Origin of the sequence: Flavitalea sp., from assembly GCF_035489435.1 — a bacterium.
In the GTDB taxonomy this organism is placed as follows: domain Bacteria; phylum Bacteroidota; class Bacteroidia; order Chitinophagales; family Chitinophagaceae; genus DATHKG01.
The window spans coordinates 1-19,247 of record NZ_DATHKG010000067.1 but is presented as its reverse complement, the minus strand read 5'-3'; the positions used below and the strand labels follow the sequence as shown (position 1 = coordinate 19,247).

Sequence of the window (19,247 nt, the reverse complement as noted above, 5' to 3'; positions counted from 1 at the left end):
ACTGAACGTTGTAAGAGGTAGGCTATGAGTTAATGAACCAGAATATCTTTGCAGTGTCGAAAAAATAAAACACAAAGATAGTATAGCCCGCCAGCTGTTGCAAAGACAAAGAGAGTTGCTTACTCAAACTTAAGTGAAAAACCGATGCGTATAGTATTGGAGAGTGGATTTCTATTTACTCCATTGCCGGATGGCACCAGGTATGAGAAATTCAGACCCACCATGCTGTAATCAAATCCTGCACCAACAGTAAAATAATTTCTTTTGCCCAGGCTCCTGGTATCTGTGTAATATCCGGCACGCAAAGCAAACTGCTCATTATACACGTATTCTGCACCTAAGGAATATGCCATGGCTTTATTACCGAAAGATTTTGCCCAACTACTAACCATGCCATCACTAGCATATTTGGCATAAGCAGCAGAATCTATATTGCCATTCGGCAATGCCGGAACAAGCAATTTATTAATCTCTCCATTTACGGAAATTTTATGTACGCCATCGGTGACCCATGTATGTCCTGCACCTAATCCGAGGTTGGCAGGGATAAAATTCTTTTGAGTGGCATCAGTAGTATAGGCGATCCTGGATCCCATATTACTTAACACAGCACCGATATTGAATCCCTGCCCTGTTTCATTTACTGTTGTATAATACAAGCCAATATCACCGGCTACTGCGTTGCCTGCCTTATAGTTGGTTCCGGAGCTGGAACCCGAAGCAAGGTTGCTATAGATATACCGTAAAGCCATACCCAGGGCCAGTTTATCTGAAAGCTTTCTTGAATAGCCAAGGTCAAAACTGAACTCGCGCGGACGACCAGTATTCAGCTCATTGCCCATAGCATCCGAAAACTGAATACTGCCCAGGCTGAAATACCTCAATGAGGCTGATAAAGACTGCGATTCATCCGGTTTATAATAACCAGCAATTGTTGCAAGATATACATCCTTAAGGTTAAGATCCCGCATCCAGGGAGTATAGGTTGCGCCGATTCCGGATTGAGATCTGGCAAAGGCATATTTGGAAACATTATAAAATTGTGAACTGGCGTCTGGTGATGTTGAGATCCCCTGATCGCCCAGGCCACCTGCACGTGCGTCGGGTGAAATACGCAGAAATGGAGTAGCTGTTGTAACAACGTTTATAGGTTCAGGATCCTGTGAAAAAACAGGGCTAAATGCCAGTAATGAAATTGAAAGAAATAATTTATTATACAAGGTCTTCATATAAATTACGAATTGATGTTTGGGCTACGAATTGATATTGTTAAGGTGGAAATTAATTGTCCGCGATGGGATAGCGATTAAAGAAAGCGTTCTACCCGGCATTATTGAAATAGCCGGGTAGAATGCTTTGGGTTTTTATTTCACATTTACTTTTTGAGAGTCTTTGAATTTTTCAGCTGCTACTCCCAGAACATATGTGCTTGAAGAAAGATGTCCCACAGGCATCGAAAAGCTGTTGATGCCTTTCTGAAGCTGACGCTGTTGCAGTATTACCTGCTGACCACTTTCAGTATAAAGGATAATGGCTGCTTTCTGTGCAACATCAGTATAAATCCTTATTTGCAACATATCAGGGCTGCTGCTCCATGTTTTAAGGCTATGAGTCTGGCTTCCGGCTGGCGTAACTGTTAATTTGCCTTTAGTGAATGTTATCGTATAATTATTGGAAACAGCTCCTGCTGCTACGATATCATAATAGCCGATTGGTGAACCGGTTGCTGCAGTGGAGGTTGCTACCGCAGGTATGGAAAGGTCCGAAGGCAAATCACCTGCTACCAGTCCTCCATAACGGAACGTGAAGGATGGATTCAATGTTCCCTGCGGCTTGGTCTTATCTTCTGCAGTTATTACAAGCGGTGCAGGAGTGATGGTCATCACAGATGGTGCGAATTTGCTGATGGTGTAGTTATCGCCACCAGAAACCGATCCGATTGAGATTGCATAGTCACCCACATTTTTGCCGGTTGCCCGTGTAAGGCTGCCCGTTAGTTCATCCTGTTCCAGCTTTCCTTCAGTTTTATAAGTAAGATCAGGATCGTTTTCACCATATTGTTTTGTTTGAGCCTGGGCAACAACTTTTATTTCTTTTGGAGTAATTGTTCCTATAGCAGCCTCTGCTGTGGTTGATACTAAACTATAGTTACCTGCATGGTTACCTGATATTTCAAGACCTGATACGGTTACCTGTATATTCAGGCCGCCATTTTTATTATCGTATGCACCGTTTGCAGGATTGTTCAGTACTACATCATCTGAACCAACGATTCCCGTAACAAGGTAATTTCCCGAGCTTAACATTGCGTCAGTGTTGCCATCATAAACCTTAGTCACAACCGGGGTCTGCTGAAGCGTTACCGATATTGATTTCTGTGTAATACTTCCTGTAGTAAGATCAGACGAAATTCCAAGGCTATAATTATCCTTATCGGTTCCACTCAACACAAACCCGGAGACGGATACTTTTTTATTTGTTCCTGCATTCGGGTTATCATATTCTGCTGTACCTGATACAGAAAGATCGTCTCCTTTTTCAACCTGCTGAAGCTGATAATTGCCTGCAGTTGTGGTTGCATGTGTGGTACCGTCATATACTTTGGTGATAGCTGATGCAGCGGAGAGAGCAATGCCGATCTGCTTTACCTCAATATTGCCCGTTGTGGTGGCTGAAGAAGTAGTCAATGAATAGTTGTCTTTGTCTTGGCCATCCAATATGAAATCGCTGACTGAAACAACTTTACCTGATCCTGCATTTTTGTCGGAATAGGCCGCTTTTCCTGTAATGCCTGTTTGGTCCTCGCCAATTAATCCTGTCAGAGTATAATTGCCTGCGCCAAGTTGAGCTTCTGCAGTAGCATCATATATTTTGCTGATCAGGGGCTTCGAATTCAGTGTAACGGTTATATCCTTTTTAGTGATGTCACCTTTTACGTCTGAGGTGGTAGTTGTTAAATTATAATTTTCTATATCCTTACCACTCAATGCAAAGTTATTGACGGTTATGTTTTTGTTTGTTCCGGCTTTGCTGTCATTGAAATATGCAGTTCCTTCAACGGTGACATCATCGCTGCCTACAAGGCCGGTTATAGTATAGTTTCCGGCTGTAAGGGTGGCTCTCGTAGTTCCGTCGTATGTCTTGTTTATCTGCGGTGTTGAATTGAGCGTTACCACCAGGTCCTTCCTGTTGATGGTTAATTGTTGTGTAACAGATTTCGCAGGCTTGAAATCATCATCACCTGGCTGACCGGCAGTGATGATGGCCTGTCCGATTTTTTTGATATGAATCTTTCCATCAAGAATCGTGGCTATGTTTTCATCGCTGCTTGAATAGGTCAATTCGAGTCCTCCGTCACTTATTGCATCAGGAGTAAAATCAACATCGCCGTAGGTTACTTCCCGGGTAGCAGGGAAGACAATCTTTTGAACTGTCCTTGTTTTTACTCCAAGTACTGCAGTTTTTGAAATAACTGGTGCACAGTTTCCTGTGACAATACAACGAAACGCATATCCGTTCAGATCGCCTGTAGCATTTGTGATGTTAAGCGTGGTTGTGTTTGCGCCCGAGTAAGGAGCTTGATTTTGTATGTTTATTAAGCCATTACCATTATCTACCTGCCATTGGAAGCCCGTTGCAGAAGTTGCTGTAACTGAAAAGCTGGTATTTTCTTCATCATAAATATTACTGCCAGTAGGGTGGCTGTCTATACTTGTTAAGGCATTCACAGTCACAACAACCGTAATTGATGCACCGGTGCAGGTGGCATTGGCAGGAGTGATCACGTATTTTATAACGCCATTACCTGTTAATGTTTGTGCAATAGCAGATCCGGTACCTGCGCTGGCGCCGGCCACGTTTCCACTCACGGTTGCTGCCGTCCAGGTAAAGGATACGCCGGATGTGTTAGAGCTTAGAACAATATCTGTTGCGCTGCCGCTGCATACCGTTGCCGAAGACGGAGTAGCTGTTGCGGTAACTGCAGCAGGTTGAATGATCGTAAAGTTTTGTGTAGTGTTGCAAGTGTTTGCATCGGCGACGGTCACCGTATACTTTCCTGCAGTGAGTCCTGATGCGGTTGCACCGGTTCCACCTGAAGGTGACCAGCTATAAGTATATGAACCTGTTCCACCGGTTACAGCTACTGAAGCTTCGCCATTGCTGCCGCCGTTACAGCTTACATCAGTTTGTGTTGGTGTTACGGCAAATGCAGGTGGTTGAATGATCGTAAAATTTTGTGTAGTGGTGCAAGTGTTTGCATCGGTGATGGTAACTGTATATTCGCCGGCAGTGAGTCCTGATGCAGTTGCAGCAGTTCCACCTGAAGGAGCCCAGCTATAAGAATATGGAGCTACGCCTCCACTGGCAACTACTGTGGCACTTCCATCTGAACCAGCGTTGCAACTGACATTAGTATTGGAGCCTGATGTGGTAATTGTAGGAACACTTAATGTGGCAGAATTGGATGTAATTGTTCCGGATCCGCTGGCTACACATTGATACAAGTTACCATCCATGGTACTGGTAGCACCCGTAATGGTTAAACTGGCTGTGGTTGCCCCGGAGTAAGGAGCACCATTTGTTATATTGGTAAACCCTGAACCAGTATTGACCTTCCATTGATAACCTGTTGCACTGGTGGCCGTAACCGAAAACCCGGTGTTAGAGCCGATACAGGCAGTTTTATTGGAGGGTTGAACCGTGATAGCGGGTGCACCAGAAGTAGCAGGGCCGACTTTTATATCATCAATCCAATAATGGTAGTTGGCGTAGAAAAAAATAGATACGGACTTTACTGTAAGATCTTTGGTAAATGCAGTAGATGATGATGTGTAAACACCTGGTTTTACAGCTCCCTGCATCGGTGTGTTGTCGTTGTAAATTTCAGCTGCTCCTACCACCTTGTTATAAGTGATCACGTACCAGGGTGGTAAGGAATAAAACTCTGCATAATTATTCATGCTTTGGTGTTTTATCCAAAAACCATAGAACTGGAAGGGTTTATTATCTGCCCGCGATAAAATAAACTGGTCACCACCGGAACCCTCTTTCTGCAGGCATTTCGAGTTTCCCGATCCGCCGGTACTTTCATTGGATAAAGAACCATTTCCAGCGGAAGTGATCTTATAGTCAACTCCGTCAATGGTGATGTTAGCCTGGTTATACCAGTATGGTGCACCCGTTCCGTATGATAATGTAGCAGGAGTACTGAAATCATAAGTGGTCTGTGCCCTTGATACTAAAGTTGTAAGGAGATTCAGCATTAGAAAAATGCCGATCCCGGCAAATTTTATCGGGTTGATCCTTGATTTTTCAGGCGTAAATATCCTGGGTTGAACCAAGGCGGGTTTTAAAGCTTTTTTTTGATGTTGTCGTAAGAAAATGTCAATCAATAAGAGTAACGTTCGTTTCATAAACACGGTTGATTAGTTTCGTTCATTATAGATATACTCCCCGCTGAATTACGGGAAATTTCCGAGGTATAACTTGAGAGCAGATTCTTTATTATAATTATTATGTGATACTTAAATGTTTAAGAGTATTTGCTTAAAAAAAATCATCACAAGCAACTATCAACTGAAAATAGAAGAGAAATAAGTTGGATGATTTTACAGGACATTTTCCATCGGACAATTTTCAATGGCTTCAATAATCAGGGTGCCTGAGGTCTGAGTAATGAAACTTGAAAGATTCAGTGGACGATCTGTTTAAACGCAAAGTCCATCTGCGACATCGAGAGCTTTAATAAAAAGGCCAGGTATCACAATGATCGAAATACCTGGCCTGTCGAAATGCCCTGCCGGAGCGATATTAGTAATGTTATAGGTTAGCAGCCTGTCCCGTCAACTTGTATCCGGCTTTTAATAAAAATGCCCTTTACTAAATAAGATTGATGACATCAGATAAAGCCATATACAATTAACAGTTCTTCATACCCGAAAATGAGTTTTGATGAAATATACTTTTGATTGTGCTGCAAGTAAAAAATTGTATAGTTATTATCTGATTACAGACAATAATCGTTTCGGGACTAATGAAAAGAGTTTCTTTGTTTCATTTGCTACTCTGGTATCGGAATACTTTCACGGTTATTTCCACTCAGAAGATTTCTCTGAAAATGTTAACTTTAAAAAAAACTTTATCATGGATAAAGGCAGAACTACATTACAACATGGTTGTCACTCGACAAAGCAACTGATTGTAGTTAATTGTGCCGCACGATAATCAAAACAAACACAATGAAAACATTCACAGTTCCAACATGAGAGGAAGTTTCATCTGCGCAAAACCGAACAACCTCTGTAACGTATCCGAACAATCTCTGTAACGTATCCGAACAATCGGCCAAATACCAACTTCACAAACCTTTGAAAACCAACCAACCCATTCCCGGCACATTTTTACGTGAATTAAAGAATCCCGGCTCGTAAAAAACCCCCTGTTATCTTGTCTTTCAAACTAAAAACCATCCAAATGTTCCATAACTTTTTTCGAATCGCCAGGCGCAGATTGATAAAAGACCGGCAATTCACTATTCTCAATCTCGTAGGGCTCTCGACCGGGTTAGCCAGCGCTATATTGATCTTTTTATGGGTGAATGATGAGATGAGCATTGATAAGTTCAATGAAAAAGATAGCCGGATCTATCAGGCGATGTATAATATACAGACGGCAGATAATATTCTTACCATTGATCAAACACCATCGCCTTTGGCAGCTGCATTAGTGGCTGAAATGCCCGAGGTGGAAACGGCTGTTTCTATAAACCCTTTTATGAATGGGTTTGTGGGGCCGGGGGTTGTTTCATTTGAAAATAAACATATAGGGGCGCAGGGAATTTTTGCGGGGAAGGATTATTTCAATGTGTTTTCATTCAGGTTGATCCATGGTCATAAGGATACAGTGCTGGCTGATAAAAATGGCGTGTTGCTCTCTAAATCATTGGCAAAAAAAATGTTTGGTACTACAGAGGGTATTATGGGCAAAACACTGGAGTGGGATCATCGGGTGAAGCTGGAAGGACCGTTTTATATCTCAGGGATATTCGAAAATCCGCCAGCCAACTCAACCAGTCAATTTGATATCATATTTAACTATGAAAATTTATATAAAGGAGACCGCTACGCTAAAGACTGGACAGGCACTTACGCCAAAACATACATGGTACTAAAAAAAGGAACAGATCAAAAAGCTTTTGAAAAGAAGATCAGGGATTTTACAAAAACAAAAGATCCGCGGAATAACATATGCAGCATATTCATTCAGCAGTTTTCAAAAAAATACCTATATGGACAATATGAAAATGGAGTGGTGGCTGGCGGCAGGATCCAATATGTAAAACTGTTCTCGATAATTGCGCTGTTTATATTGATCATAGCCTGTATCAATTTTATGAACCTGTCTACGGCCCAGGCCACCGGAAAAATGAAAGAGATAGGAGTAAAGAAAACGATAGGAGCGAGTCGAAGATCCCTGGTGTTGCAGTTTCTTGGTGAATCGATCTTCATGGCTTTGTTATCGTTGATCGTTGCTATGCTATTAGTTGTTTTGTTGCTGCCAGGTTTCAATGAAATTACAGGCAAACAAATTCAAATAAATTATGAGGCGGGTTTCATTTTGCCTATCATAGGGACTGCTTTGTTTACGGGTCTTGTTTCCGGGCTTTATCCGGCATTTTATCTTTCAGCATTTAAACCGGTAACCGTATTAAAAGGAAATCCGAAGACTTCCATAGGTGAGCTATGGATCAGAAAGGGATTGGTGGTTACGCAGTTTTCGTTATCTATTATTTTTATCGTAGGCTTTCTGATCATTAACAAACAGATCGACTTCATTCGGACAAAAAACCTGGGATACAACAGGGATAATATCGTTTCTTTTCAAAGAGAAGGAGAAATAACAGGTGACCCTGAAGTGTTTTTATCAATGCTTAAAAATATTCCCGGCGTCATCAATGCAGCCGGAATGGCAGGATCCATTCTGGATGACACGGATAATCAAAGCGGTTTTTCATGGAGAGGACAAAAATCAGATGAAGAGTATTCCTTTAAATCACCAAGAATATGTTATGATGTGGTAGAAACACTTGGACTAAAACTGTTAGCAGGCAGAACGTTTTCAAGAGAATTTAAAGATGATGATTCAAAGATCATCCTGAATGAATCTGCTCTAAAAAAGATGGGACTAAAAGACCCCATAGGTAAAACTATAGAAAAGGGTGATAGCCAGGCGCAAATCATCGGTGTAGTAAAAGATTTTCAGTATGGATCCATGCACCATACTATTGAACCTCTTATTTTCCGGTTCAGGAATGCTCGGGTCAGTAATCGTATATTAGTTAAGATTGCTGCTGGAAATGAGGCTTCTTCTATTAAAAAGATCGAAAGCTTATACAAACAATTGCATCCTAAATATTCATTTACTTTCACTTTTCTGGATGAAGCTTATCAGCAATTATATTCTTCAGAACAGAGGGCTGGAAAGCTGTCAAAGTATTTTGCGGGTCTTGCTATTATTATTTCCTGTCTGGGTTTGTTTGGACTTGCTGCATTCGCAGCCCAAAGAAGGCAGAAGGAAATTGGCATTCGAAAAATTGTAGGAGCAAGTGTAAGTAATATTGTACTGATGTTATCGGGCAATCTCCTGAAGCTGGTATCTGTTTCGATCGTTATCGCATTACCAATTGCCAGTTGGGCAATGAACAAGTGGCTGGAGAACTTTGCATATAAGACTACTATCAGTGTATGGATTTTTGTGGTCGCTGGTGCGATAGCGCTAGGGATAGCCTTACTTACAGTGAGTTTTCAGTCGGTTAGGGCAGCGGTGACAAACCCGGTTAGAAGTTTACGGAACGAATAATATGAACCCGGTTTTTCAGAGCTTGTCACTGGCCCTTTTTAAAAGATCTAAAGAAAGGATTTTAAAGTGAAGTGCTGATCGGGATTTTTCCGGTTTTATTAGTCAATCTCACTACTCTTAATCTTACCTTTTTTATCGTTGTTTACATCCGAAACAGCTCCATTCAATACAACTTTAATAACCGGGGCAATTAAATCCGGCGCCTTTGCCGGAACTATTAATGTTAATCCATCAGCAGATTTATTCGTTTTGATTGTTGAATTATTGGATAGTAATATTGCCGATACAACTTCATTTTTCACACCTGGAATAGTAAGCTTTCCGTCTTCAGGCCATTCAAAAACAGAAAAGTATAGTGTAGTAGTATTTTTTGTTTCTTTTTTAGTACAACGTCCCCAGGGCAGGGGAGTCAGTGGGCTTCTTTTCGTAGCATATATTGCCTCTCCATTCACTTTTGTCCACGCACCTATTTCCTTCAACCGGTCAATACTTTCCTGCGGAAATGCTCCATCGGGCTTAGGTCCAATGTTCAATAAATAATTCCCTCCTTTAGAAGCAATATCACAAAGATTTCGAATCAATGTTTCAGATGATTTCCAGTCATTGTCAGAAGTTCTAAACCCCCAGGTACCATTCATGGTCATACATGTTTCCCAATCCATTACATCCAGTTCAGCCTGGGTTGGTATTTTCTGCTCGGGCGTTTTTGTATCACCAGGAAAGTTTGGACGCTTCAAACGATCATTAGTAATAATTCGGGGTTGTAGCTTTAATTGCTCCTGAAGTTTAAGTGCGGCCTCGTCTGTCATATTTGTTGGCGTATCCCACCAAAGCACTGAAATATCACCATAATTGGAAAGAATTTCCTTTACCTGTGGAACGGCTACATCGTTTATGTACTGATCAAATGATTTTGTTTCCTGTGCCGGATCCCAGTGACCTTTATGTTTCTTTGTATAGGCATCAATTTTCGCGCTATCAGGATTTGGCCATCCTTCAAGCATTTCTTTTCTTGCTACAGAACCGCCGGGATTGCCCCAGTCCTGTGCCTGGGAATAATAGAAGCCTAATTTCAGATCATACTTTTTACAAGCTGCCGCTAAGGGCTTTAAAAGGTCTTTACCATAGGTTGTCGCGTTTATCACATCCCAATCACTTGCCTTTGAATCAAATAATGCGAATCCATCATGGTGTTTTGCAGTAATAATGAGATATTTCATGCCTGCATCTTTAGCCATTTTTACCCATGCATCCGGATCATATTTTGTCGGGTTAAATTGCCTTGCTATTCCCTTGTATTCTGCAATAGGAACTTTCATGCGGTTTAAGATCCATTCAGCCCCACCCCGGGCTTGCTCATGACCATTATATACCCCCGCCATTTGGGCATATACACCCCAATGAATGAACATTCCAAAACGGGCCTCACGCCACCATTTCATACGTTCATCCCTGGATAATTGCTGGGCAAATAGAGGTTGGAAAATGCAGGTAATAGCTACCGCGATAAAGAAGCGTTTTTTCATACAATTTAATCGTTGCATAGGTATTTTAATCTAAAAGCTCTTACATGTCCATCCATAAGCTGGGTGGGAGCACTGAGAATTCATCATACCACATGAACACATTGATAAACTTTAAGCCATAAGCTGGAGTGCATAGTTTAAATTAAAGTATTATTTCTTAAATCCTATCCTGTCCCTGTCTTCCCATTTTTTTTGAGCAGATTTTTCATCCAACAAGTTTTCCATCGCGTCATAGATCTGGTTGAGCTGCACATCATGTTCGCCTAATCTCTCTTTTATCTGATTTAACTGTTCTTTAAGATCTGAAGGTAGCATCAGCACTTTTCGCAATTCTACAAAAGCTCGCATGATTGCAATGTTCATGTTTATTGCTTTGTCACTGTTTAATATGCCACTTAACATGGCAACGCCTTGTTCTGTAAAGGCGAATGGGGTAACAGTGGTATTTCGTTTGCTTTGGGATGCGATCACAGTTTGTGATCGCATATTCGTACTGTCAGATGCGGTCACAGATTGTGATCGGATCTCCTGCCATTCGGCAAGAGTCAAACGGAACATGAAATCATTGGGGAAACGTTTAATATTGCGCTTCACGGCCTGGTTTAATGCGCGGGTTTCTACTTCGTATAGTTGAGCAAGATCAAAATCCAGCATGACACGTTCTTCCCGCAGCTGGTATATTCTATTTTGAATGCTAATAATTTTTTTCACGGGTACCAGATTCGATTTCGATTAAATTAATGTAAGATGACTTTATGAAATTACAATAAATGGGATAGTTCATGGCCGGGAACTTTGATTAATTCTATCAAACCCATTAACAGCCCGAACAAAAATTCCTAAGATTGTCGATAGTGATATATCTACGGGAGAACCTTTACACAAGCAATATGACATGAAATCCCGGATATTCAGGCATGGAGGTCCCGGGGGCAGCAATGTTTTTGAGAACAAGGAAAGACTCAAAATTCTTATTAAAGACATCAATTCAATGTTGGAGTATACTTGTTCTTGTTTAAAAGAAAAAAATGGCTGTGAATTTAAGAGATAACTTTCGACAGATCATCACGCCTTGTTTTCATACTTCGTGAACTCAATGATCCGCTGTCCTGGTTTGTCTGACGTCCGGGTATTTCGATGTTAACCGCGGTTTCCGATTTAGGAAAAGTATAACATTTACCGAAACAGATTATCCTTCTTATTTTTATCGCACAGCTAAATGAATGGCAAATGAAAACGAAGTCTTTATCACTTAAAATCTCTCCTGCTCTTGGGACCGTTTCCGCTGAATGTATTGTACCGCAGAAAAGCTCCTGTGTACTGACCCTTGCACATGGTGCCGGTGCAGGTATGAATCATTCTTTCATGACAACCTTGTCGCAGTTACTTGCAGATGCGGGGATTATTACGATGCGTTTCAATTTTCCCTTTGCAGAGCATAAAAAAGGCAGACCTGATACTCCTGCTGTTGCTCATCAAACTATTGAAACCGCTATTGCTAAAGCCCAACAATTGTTCCCTGCGCTTCCGCTTTTTGTTGCAGGAAAATCATTCGGTGGACGAATGAGTTCTCAATATGTGTCGGCTAATTCCGATGCTGAAATTAAAGGTTTAATCTTTTACGGTTTTCCGTTACATGCTCCGGGAAAGCCTTCTACAGACAGGGCGGAACATTTAAAAAACATTAAAAAGCCAATGTTGTTTTTGCAGGGAACAAGAGATGAATTGGCTACATGGAATTTAATAGAAGAAGTATGTGCCTCACTGCGGCCAGCCACCCTGATGAAAATCGAGGGAGCGAATCATGCATTTAAAGCAGGGAAACAGGATGTCATACAGCTTCTTGCCAATTTAACCAGGGACTGGATAATGACTTTAAAGTGATAATTAATCAGAAGGAAATGAAAGTAGAATGATGGGCGAACGGAGAAGTTTTTAGTCTTGTTCCGGAAACGAATTTACAATAGATGGTGAAGATTATCAGGAATAAACTTTCCTAAGCGATAACATCTTCTTTCTTAGGAAATAGCATCTTCACCCCCATTAGGATTTTCTCAATAGTAAAACCGATAACAATCCCTGCAATTGCACTGACTAGCGCCTTCGCGGCCCACGCCACTGCCGGCATTCCTGCCAAAGCATTTTCTAAATCGTGAAGTAAATGACTGGTAAAAGGTATGCCATGTGCGATGATTTCGGCGCCTACCCAAAGCATCGCGACAGTACCTACAACACCAAGTATATTCAGGAAGCGTGGCATAAATTTTACAATTGCACGACCAAACTTTTGCGCAACAGGGTGAAATCTATCCTGCGCCAGGTGTGTGCCGATATCATCTGCTTTAACAATCAGCCCGACAAACCCATATACGGCCACCGTGATAAAAACGGCTACTGCCAACATCACAACAACCTGATTAAATATTGCCTGGTCCTTTACCTCGTTATACGCAATAGCCATAATTTCGGCTGACAGAATGATATCTGTGCGTACAGCGCCTGTAACGCGTTCCTTTTCCAGTTCCTCCGGAGTAATCACTTTTAGCTGCTTAGTCTCAACCTGCGCTTTGTGCGGCTTGGTAAACAACGAATGCAATTTTTCATAACCTTCGAAACATAAATAAGCACCACCTGCCATCAAAATCGGGGTAATTGCCCAGGGGGCGAAATACCCAAGCAGCAAAGCTGCCGGACTTAAAATAAACAGCTTATTTATCAGTGATTTTTTCGCAATACTGAAAATAATGGAGAGTTCCCGGGATGGATCGAGGCCGACAACATACTTAGGTGTAACCGCCGTATCGTCGATTACAATACCTGAAACTTTTCCGGTTGTTTTGGCGACCTGTGCGGGCACATCATCCAAACTGGCAGCACTTGCTTTAACCAAAGCCGAAATATCATCTAGCAAAGCAAAAAATCCTGATGCCATATTTGTCAATTTTTTTTGATGTCCTGTTTAGTTCGCTATGTTTTTTCCTGTTCTGCCCGGCAGCAAGTTAGGACAGCTTTATTAATAAAAGTTTGTTGGTAGTGCGGAATGACTTTTAGTTTTTCCTCGGGTCTCATGCTGCCAATCCATAAAGACCATAATTGAATTAAGTTGACAAAGGTTTTGTGTTTGGATATATTTTTCCAAATAATCCCAATAAAATGTTGCAGTAAGTCGCAAATAACCCAATAGTTGTCGTATATACCCATCGTTATATTGAAAGATAGTCGGCACCTTTGAGTTGTTGATGTTAATAAAAAGTTGATGTTAACAAAATCAAAGCAAACAATTTTGGTGGAGCAGCAACCACGGCAAAAAACGGGCGAAACCGAAAAGCCAAACGAGTAGGAACAAAAAAGCAATTTTATGTCAACGAATAATGTTTCATTACACAGGCAAACAAAAGCTTCGCCGGAAAAGGTGTATCGCGCTTTCACTGAAGCACTGGCCATTGCTTCATGGATACCACCTTATGGTTTTCTTTGTACAGTTCATGAAATGAATGTAAAAACAGGCGGCACTTATAAAATGTCTTTTCAAAATTTTACCACTGGCAGTAGCCAATCGTTCGGCGGAAAATATGTGGAGATAAAACCTAATGAATTTTTGAAATATACCGACATATTTGATGATCCTAATCTGCCGGGTGAGATGACTACTACGGTCTCACTTCGGAAAAACTTAGCTGGTACGGAAATAAAAATTACGCAGGAAGGTATTCCTGCGATGATACCTGCGGAGATGTGCTATTTAGGCTGGCAGGACTCGTTGGATAAATTAATTAAGCTTGTGGAGCCTGAAATACCCGATGCCTGATCTTTAAGCCGATGCCTGGTCTTTCAATAGATGGAAGAAGTGCTAACATAAAGAACCAACTTACAGCTATGGTGCTCGAAGGAGATGTTCAGGCAGAAGGAACAATAGTTACCAATGCAGGACATTTTGATTCGCTTCAGAAGATAGCTATTTCTGTTCATGAAGTTCGCCTGGGGCTGGACAACAATATTCCAGGCGATTTGATTGATTTGGACATTCGCAGATGTCTTCATTTTCTTGGAGAGATAACTGGCGAGATCACGCATGAAGATCAACTCGATTACATTTTTAATAAGTTTTGTATTGGAAAGTAGGTCTGGTAACTGATTGCCTTTTCAAAATTTTATCACTTTAAATTTTCCAAAAATCCGCTCGCGTTTTATACTCCATAGCAAATCCAATTTCAACAAATACTGCTCACATCACAATTATTCCGAAAGAGGCTACCTGATTATACTCGTCAACTGACACGAGATACGCCAATCATGCCAACAATTTTCCCCGCACCGTGTTTTATAAATACGCTCCCGCGAACGGAACCAATCCACCGTTAATTTGTTCGATATTGCAAAGTGGACCGCCTGGCTGCAATAGTTTGCCAATATTATTGCATACACACATAAAATTTTCTGGATTCGATCCTCTGATAAACTTTATATGAAATGCCGGTATACAACCATTGTAGTATATTCACTGATTGAATGGTTTTCCCAGGCATATTATAAAGGCCCTGAACCACATTAACAGCTGGTTGTGGTATAACAGCAGATATTGAAGTTTTTTAAGTAATTTATTGAAACGAAAAATCGAATTAATCCTAACAGTTCATGAAAAAGAACATTCTATTTAGCTTTTTCGCAGTCTGCATTAGCGTGATATCTGGCCACGCACAGCAAGGTAAATGGACCGTATTATTTGATGGTACTTCTACTGACAATTTCAGGGGATATAATATGAAATCCTTCCCCGACCAGGCCTGGAAAATTGAAGATGGTGCTTTGGCAGCTCAAATCGACGTATCGAACATAGATCTAGTTACGAAAGAAAAATACAAGAACTTCGAAATGGAATTTGAATGGAAAGTATCAAAAGCCGGGAATAGCGGTATCTTTTTTCACATGCAGGAATCGCAGATCCATCAATCCGGCAATGGAAACAGCCCTAACTGGCTGGATAATTTCGAATTTCAAATACTGGATGATATAGATTTCAATGACAAGGCGCCCATACGTTCAGCGGGATCGCTCTACGATTTAATTGTCCCTACCAATAAAACTTTGAAGCCAGTTGGTGAATACAATACCGGTAAGCTTGTAGTTAATGGAAACCGCGTCGAACACTGGCTGAATGGCAAAAAGGTAGTGGAATACGAAATGGGTTCAGTTAAAACGAACCGACTGATCAATGAAAGTAAGTATAAAGATAATCCCATTTTTGGCAAGTCACCTGACGGGCTGATCATGATTCAGCACCATGGACAAAAAGTATGGTTTAAAAATATCAGGGTAAAAAGGCTGTAATGGTTTTGACAATTCATTCTCATATTTAATAGCGTGCAGGATGACGAACGAGGATTGGGTAAATATTTTTAACGATGACGAATCTTATGCAAAATTATATACTGATTATTATAAAAAATTTTACAACTACGGCAAAAAATTTACTTCAAATACCTCGCTAATAGAAGATTCGATCCAGGAAGTGTTTCTTGAGATCTGGCTAAAAAAACATAAGCTGCTCCACGTAAGTTCCATCAACAGCTATTTTTTTGCATCTTTCCGTTACATCCTGTTTAGGAAAATAAAAGAAGAGAACAAAATTGTCAGTAATGAAGGAATTGAGGGTGAAGCCTCATTTTCGGTTGATAGCCTACTTATAAGCCGGGAAGTGAATAATGAACAGCAGGCCAGGTTAAAAACTGCATTTGAAGCATTAACCCCCCATCAGCGTGAAGCTGTCTTTTTAAGGTTTTACCAGAACTTATCGTATGAAGAAGTCGCTCAGGTGCTTAACATTTCCGTAAAAGCTACTTATAAGATAATGGCCAGAAGCCTGTCTGCCCTGAAAAATAGGATGCTTATTGCTCTTGCATTGCTTTTAAATGTCCTCTCCTTGAATTTTTTTTTAAATAAATATTAAACCGTGGGGTAAAACATTGCTTTCCTTGCACTATAATAAATAGAGATGCTATTAATCATAGTAACGGAAGCTTGTTTCAATGACGGATTATAATAAGTATAGCGATTTTACTGAGAACGAATTTATCATGGATCCTGTTTTCCAGGATTGGGTAATGCATCCCGGCGCGGAAAGCAACATCTTCTGGCAGTCTTTTTTTGAGGCATATCCACATCTACAGGACGCGGGAAAGGCGGCAGCCATTTTTTTAAAGCAGATCATCTTCAAAGAAGATCTCCCCGACGAAATGGTGATCAATAGATCGTTGGCAACTCATCTCCAGGCTGTCAAAAGAATTGAAAATAGTAAGATTGTTGATTTCAAACGGAGCTTTCCAATGAAAACGGTGCTTGGGATAGCGGCGGGTTTTGTAGGCCTGATCCTGGTCGCCTCGGCACTTTATATTTTAACTAAAAAGCAGGAACCTGTTTCATTCAGTACTCAATATGGCGAAGTGAGATCACTAACCTTACCTGATAGTTCCCAGGTTGTTTTAAATGCTCATTCAGCAATCAGGTTCGATGAAGAATGGGACAAAAATGATCAAAGGGAAGTGTGGTTAACGGGCGAAGCTTTTTTTAATGTCAATCACATCAACAAAGATACCAACCATATTCAAAAATATGAACGCTTCATTGTTCATACAAAAGACGTTACGGTAGAAGTTTTGGGCACTTCGTTCGACATCCGGCTTAGAAGAGGAAAAACAATAGTGGTGCTTGAGACAGGCAAAATAAAAGTGTCTTTCAAAAATACGAACAGGAGTGACATCATAATGAAGCCAGGCGAAATGCTCGACTACAATTATGTTGAAAATAAATTGATAACGGCGACTACCAGTGCGGAAAAATTTTCGGCATGGAAAGAAAAACGACTGCTATTGGATAATCCTACTGCGGAAGAGATTGTTCAATACCTGGAAGACAATTTCGGAAAAAATATTGTACTGGAAAATTCCGAATCAGGAAAACGGAAAATTGAAGGTGCTGTTTTATTAACCAACATGGATGATGCTTTATTTGTATTATCCACTGTATTAAATGCAGAAATTATAAAGAATGACAGCACGATCATAGTAAGACCTAGGTAATCAAATATATAATCTTTCACCATCTCTAACGATAAAACGCCATGAATGCACGCCACCGCGGCAGGATGCTTATTTTGCTGCTATTGATAAGCCCCTGCGCCTTCGCCCAGAAATCAACCTCCCTCCGCGAAGCCTTAAAAAAAGTTACAAAAATTTTTGGTACCGAGTTTGTCTGCGACAAATCCATACTCGATGGTAAAACTACCAGCTACCAGCTTGACAGTTTTGCAGACAAGCCTGTTGAAGAAGTCTTAAAGAACCTCCTGTATCCCAACAATCTTGTTTTCCTTTATGTCAAAACAAACTACTATTGTATTGTTCCAAACGAAAAAATTGGTACACAAAATCCGATTGTACCTGTTGCGATACAATCAGGTATCCAGGGTAGCACAAGCCCCGGTGCGAGCTTTGAACCAATCAAAATTTCGGGAACTGTAACGGATCCTAATGGTCAGGCTATCCCCGATGCAACCATCTCCGAAAATGGGACTACTAATTCTACATCCTCCGATGCTGACGGTGCTTTTACAATTACTGTTGCAGGCACTAAGTCTGTATTGACTATTTCTTCTGTTGGATATGAAACAAAAGAAGTTGCCGTTGGCACACAAACCGCCATTACAACAACGCTAGTCACTAAATCTGCTGCCATGGAAGAAGTAGTAGTAGTAGGGTATGGTGTTCAGAAAAAGAAATTGATCACCGGTGCTACCAGCCAGGTTAAAGGCACGGATATACAAAAACGAAACACACCGGCTGTATTAGATGCGCTGAAAGGCCAGGTTTCGGGATTAAACATTGCAAAGGTTTCTGCTCAACCAGGGGATGGCTTTAAAGTGATTATCCGCGGTATCGGTACTACCGGAAATTCATCACCACTTTATGTTGTTGATGGGGTAACAGTTCCAAATATCAACAGTCTGAATCCTGCTGACATAGAGTCTGTGGATGTGTTGAAGGACGCTGCTTCGGCAGCAATTTATGGCGCCCGGGCATCAAATGGTGTGATCCTGATTACTACAAGGAAAGGTAGAGTTGGAAAACCAACCATTAGTTACGACGGATTTTATGGCGTGCAGAACGTTGCCAAAAAAGTGGAATACCTCGGCGCAAAAGATTACCTGATGCTTTGGGCAGAAGACTACACCAATAAAGGCGTTGCGGTTCCTGATTTTAGCAAGGTAATACCAGGCTATGCAGATATAGCAAACGGTAAATGGGATGGAACCAATTGGCTCGATGCGACTTCTAATAAAAATGCGCCCATTCAAAGTCATAGCGTGAATATTTCAGGTGGCACTGAGCAGGGTGTTTACTCTTTGGGTATATCACTCGATGACCAGGAAGGAATTGTAGGCAAACCCGCCATACCTACCTATAAACGCGTTAGTTTCAGAATGAATTCTGAATGGACATTACTCAAAAAGGGAAATACAGCAATTCTTAAAATCGGCGAAAATGTCAATTATAATAATATAGGCCGGCGCGCAACCATTGCTGAAGGTGCAGGCAATGAAAATAGCTATGCCGGTGTAGCAAGTGGAAGCCCGGTGATCCAGATCTACAATCCCGATCCGACGGTACAGGGCCCTTATCCGTATTATCCTTATAATGTTTATGGCAGCCCTACCGGTGTTTCGCCAACTGCGCCAAATCCAATGGCCTGGCTGGATTACGCAAGATCCGGAAGTTTCAGCCGGAGCAATACGCTGAACGGTAATATATATCTTACGGTTCAGCCAATCAAAGGACTGGTATTCAGATCTTCATTTGGTATCAATACCTT

Annotated in this window: 13 protein-coding genes; 8 read left to right on the top strand and 5 right to left on the bottom strand. The window is 41.1% G+C overall.

All coding sequences use genetic code 11. The features are described 5' to 3' along the window. Nucleotides 1-119: 119 nt before the first annotated feature. Together porV and VK664_RS10605 are read right to left on the bottom strand one after the other, a co-directional pair. Nucleotides 120-1,229: a type IX secretion system outer membrane channel protein PorV gene (gene porV, locus VK664_RS10610; RefSeq protein WP_461398629.1), complete on the bottom strand. Its 1,110-nt coding sequence runs from the start codon at nucleotides 1,227-1,229 to the stop codon at nucleotides 120-122. Nucleotides 1,230-1,364: 135 nt separating this feature from the next. Then, nucleotides 1,365-5,414 (bottom strand): YDG domain-containing protein, encoded by a 4,050-nt coding sequence (locus tag VK664_RS10605; protein WP_461398628.1) that lies wholly within the window; start codon nucleotides 5,412-5,414, stop codon nucleotides 1,365-1,367. Nucleotides 5,415-6,474: 1,060 nt separating this feature from the next. Between VK664_RS10605 and VK664_RS10600 the strand changes: the two genes are divergently transcribed. Continuing rightward, nucleotides 6,475-8,859, top strand: coding sequence for an ABC transporter permease (locus VK664_RS10600; protein ID WP_461398627.1), 2,385 nt, complete (start codon nucleotides 6,475-6,477; stop codon nucleotides 8,857-8,859). A gap of 98 nt (nucleotides 8,860-8,957) precedes the next feature. On the opposite strand, the gene VK664_RS10595 is transcribed toward VK664_RS10600, so the two are convergent. Both VK664_RS10595 and VK664_RS10590 read right to left on the bottom strand, forming a co-directional pair. Further along, entirely contained in the window at nucleotides 8,958-10,385 is a 1,428-nt protein-coding gene (locus VK664_RS10595; protein ID WP_461398626.1) for an alpha-L-fucosidase, read from the bottom strand. A gap of 150 nt (nucleotides 10,386-10,535) precedes the next feature. Continuing rightward, nucleotides 10,536-11,096, bottom strand: a complete 561-nt coding sequence (locus VK664_RS10590; RefSeq protein WP_461398625.1) for an ORF6N domain-containing protein — start codon at nucleotides 11,094-11,096, stop codon at nucleotides 10,536-10,538. A 519-nt stretch (nucleotides 11,097-11,615) separates the two neighbouring features. On the opposite strand from VK664_RS10590, the gene VK664_RS10585 reads away from it, so the two are divergent. Next, entirely contained in the window at nucleotides 11,616-12,269 is a 654-nt protein-coding gene (locus tag VK664_RS10585) for an alpha/beta hydrolase family protein (protein ID WP_461398624.1), read from the top strand. A gap of 112 nt (nucleotides 12,270-12,381) precedes the next feature. On the opposite strand, the gene VK664_RS10580 is transcribed toward VK664_RS10585, so the two are convergent. After that, on the bottom strand, nucleotides 12,382-13,317 hold the full coding sequence (locus VK664_RS10580) for a DUF808 domain-containing protein (RefSeq protein ID WP_461398623.1): 936 nt from the start codon (nucleotides 13,315-13,317) through the stop codon (nucleotides 12,382-12,384). 426 nt (nucleotides 13,318-13,743) lie between these two features. Between VK664_RS10580 and VK664_RS10575 the strand changes: the two genes are divergently transcribed. The 6 genes from VK664_RS10575 to VK664_RS10550 all read left to right on the top strand — a co-directional run. After that, nucleotides 13,744-14,193, top strand: coding sequence for an SRPBCC family protein (locus VK664_RS10575; RefSeq protein WP_461398622.1), 450 nt, complete (start codon nucleotides 13,744-13,746; stop codon nucleotides 14,191-14,193). An 11-nt stretch (nucleotides 14,194-14,204) separates the two neighbouring features. Beyond that, nucleotides 14,205-14,507: a hypothetical protein gene (locus tag VK664_RS10570; RefSeq protein WP_461398621.1), complete on the top strand. Its 303-nt coding sequence runs from the start codon at nucleotides 14,205-14,207 to the stop codon at nucleotides 14,505-14,507. Between the two features lie 513 nt (nucleotides 14,508-15,020). Continuing rightward, nucleotides 15,021-15,713, top strand: a complete 693-nt coding sequence (locus VK664_RS10565) for a 3-keto-disaccharide hydrolase (protein ID WP_461398620.1) — start codon at nucleotides 15,021-15,023, stop codon at nucleotides 15,711-15,713. Between the two features lie 40 nt (nucleotides 15,714-15,753). Beyond that, nucleotides 15,754-16,332: an RNA polymerase sigma factor gene (locus VK664_RS10560; protein ID WP_461398619.1), complete on the top strand. Its 579-nt coding sequence runs from the start codon at nucleotides 15,754-15,756 to the stop codon at nucleotides 16,330-16,332. A gap of 79 nt (nucleotides 16,333-16,411) precedes the next feature. Then, nucleotides 16,412-17,461 carry a FecR family protein gene (locus VK664_RS10555; RefSeq protein ID WP_461398618.1) on the top strand — a complete coding sequence of 350 codons (1,050 nt, stop codon included), beginning with the start codon at nucleotides 16,412-16,414 and terminating at the stop codon, nucleotides 17,459-17,461. A gap of 41 nt (nucleotides 17,462-17,502) precedes the next feature. Further along, on the top strand, nucleotides 17,503-19,247 hold a 1,745-nt coding region (locus VK664_RS10550; RefSeq protein ID WP_461398617.1), incomplete at its 3' end, for a SusC/RagA family TonB-linked outer membrane protein.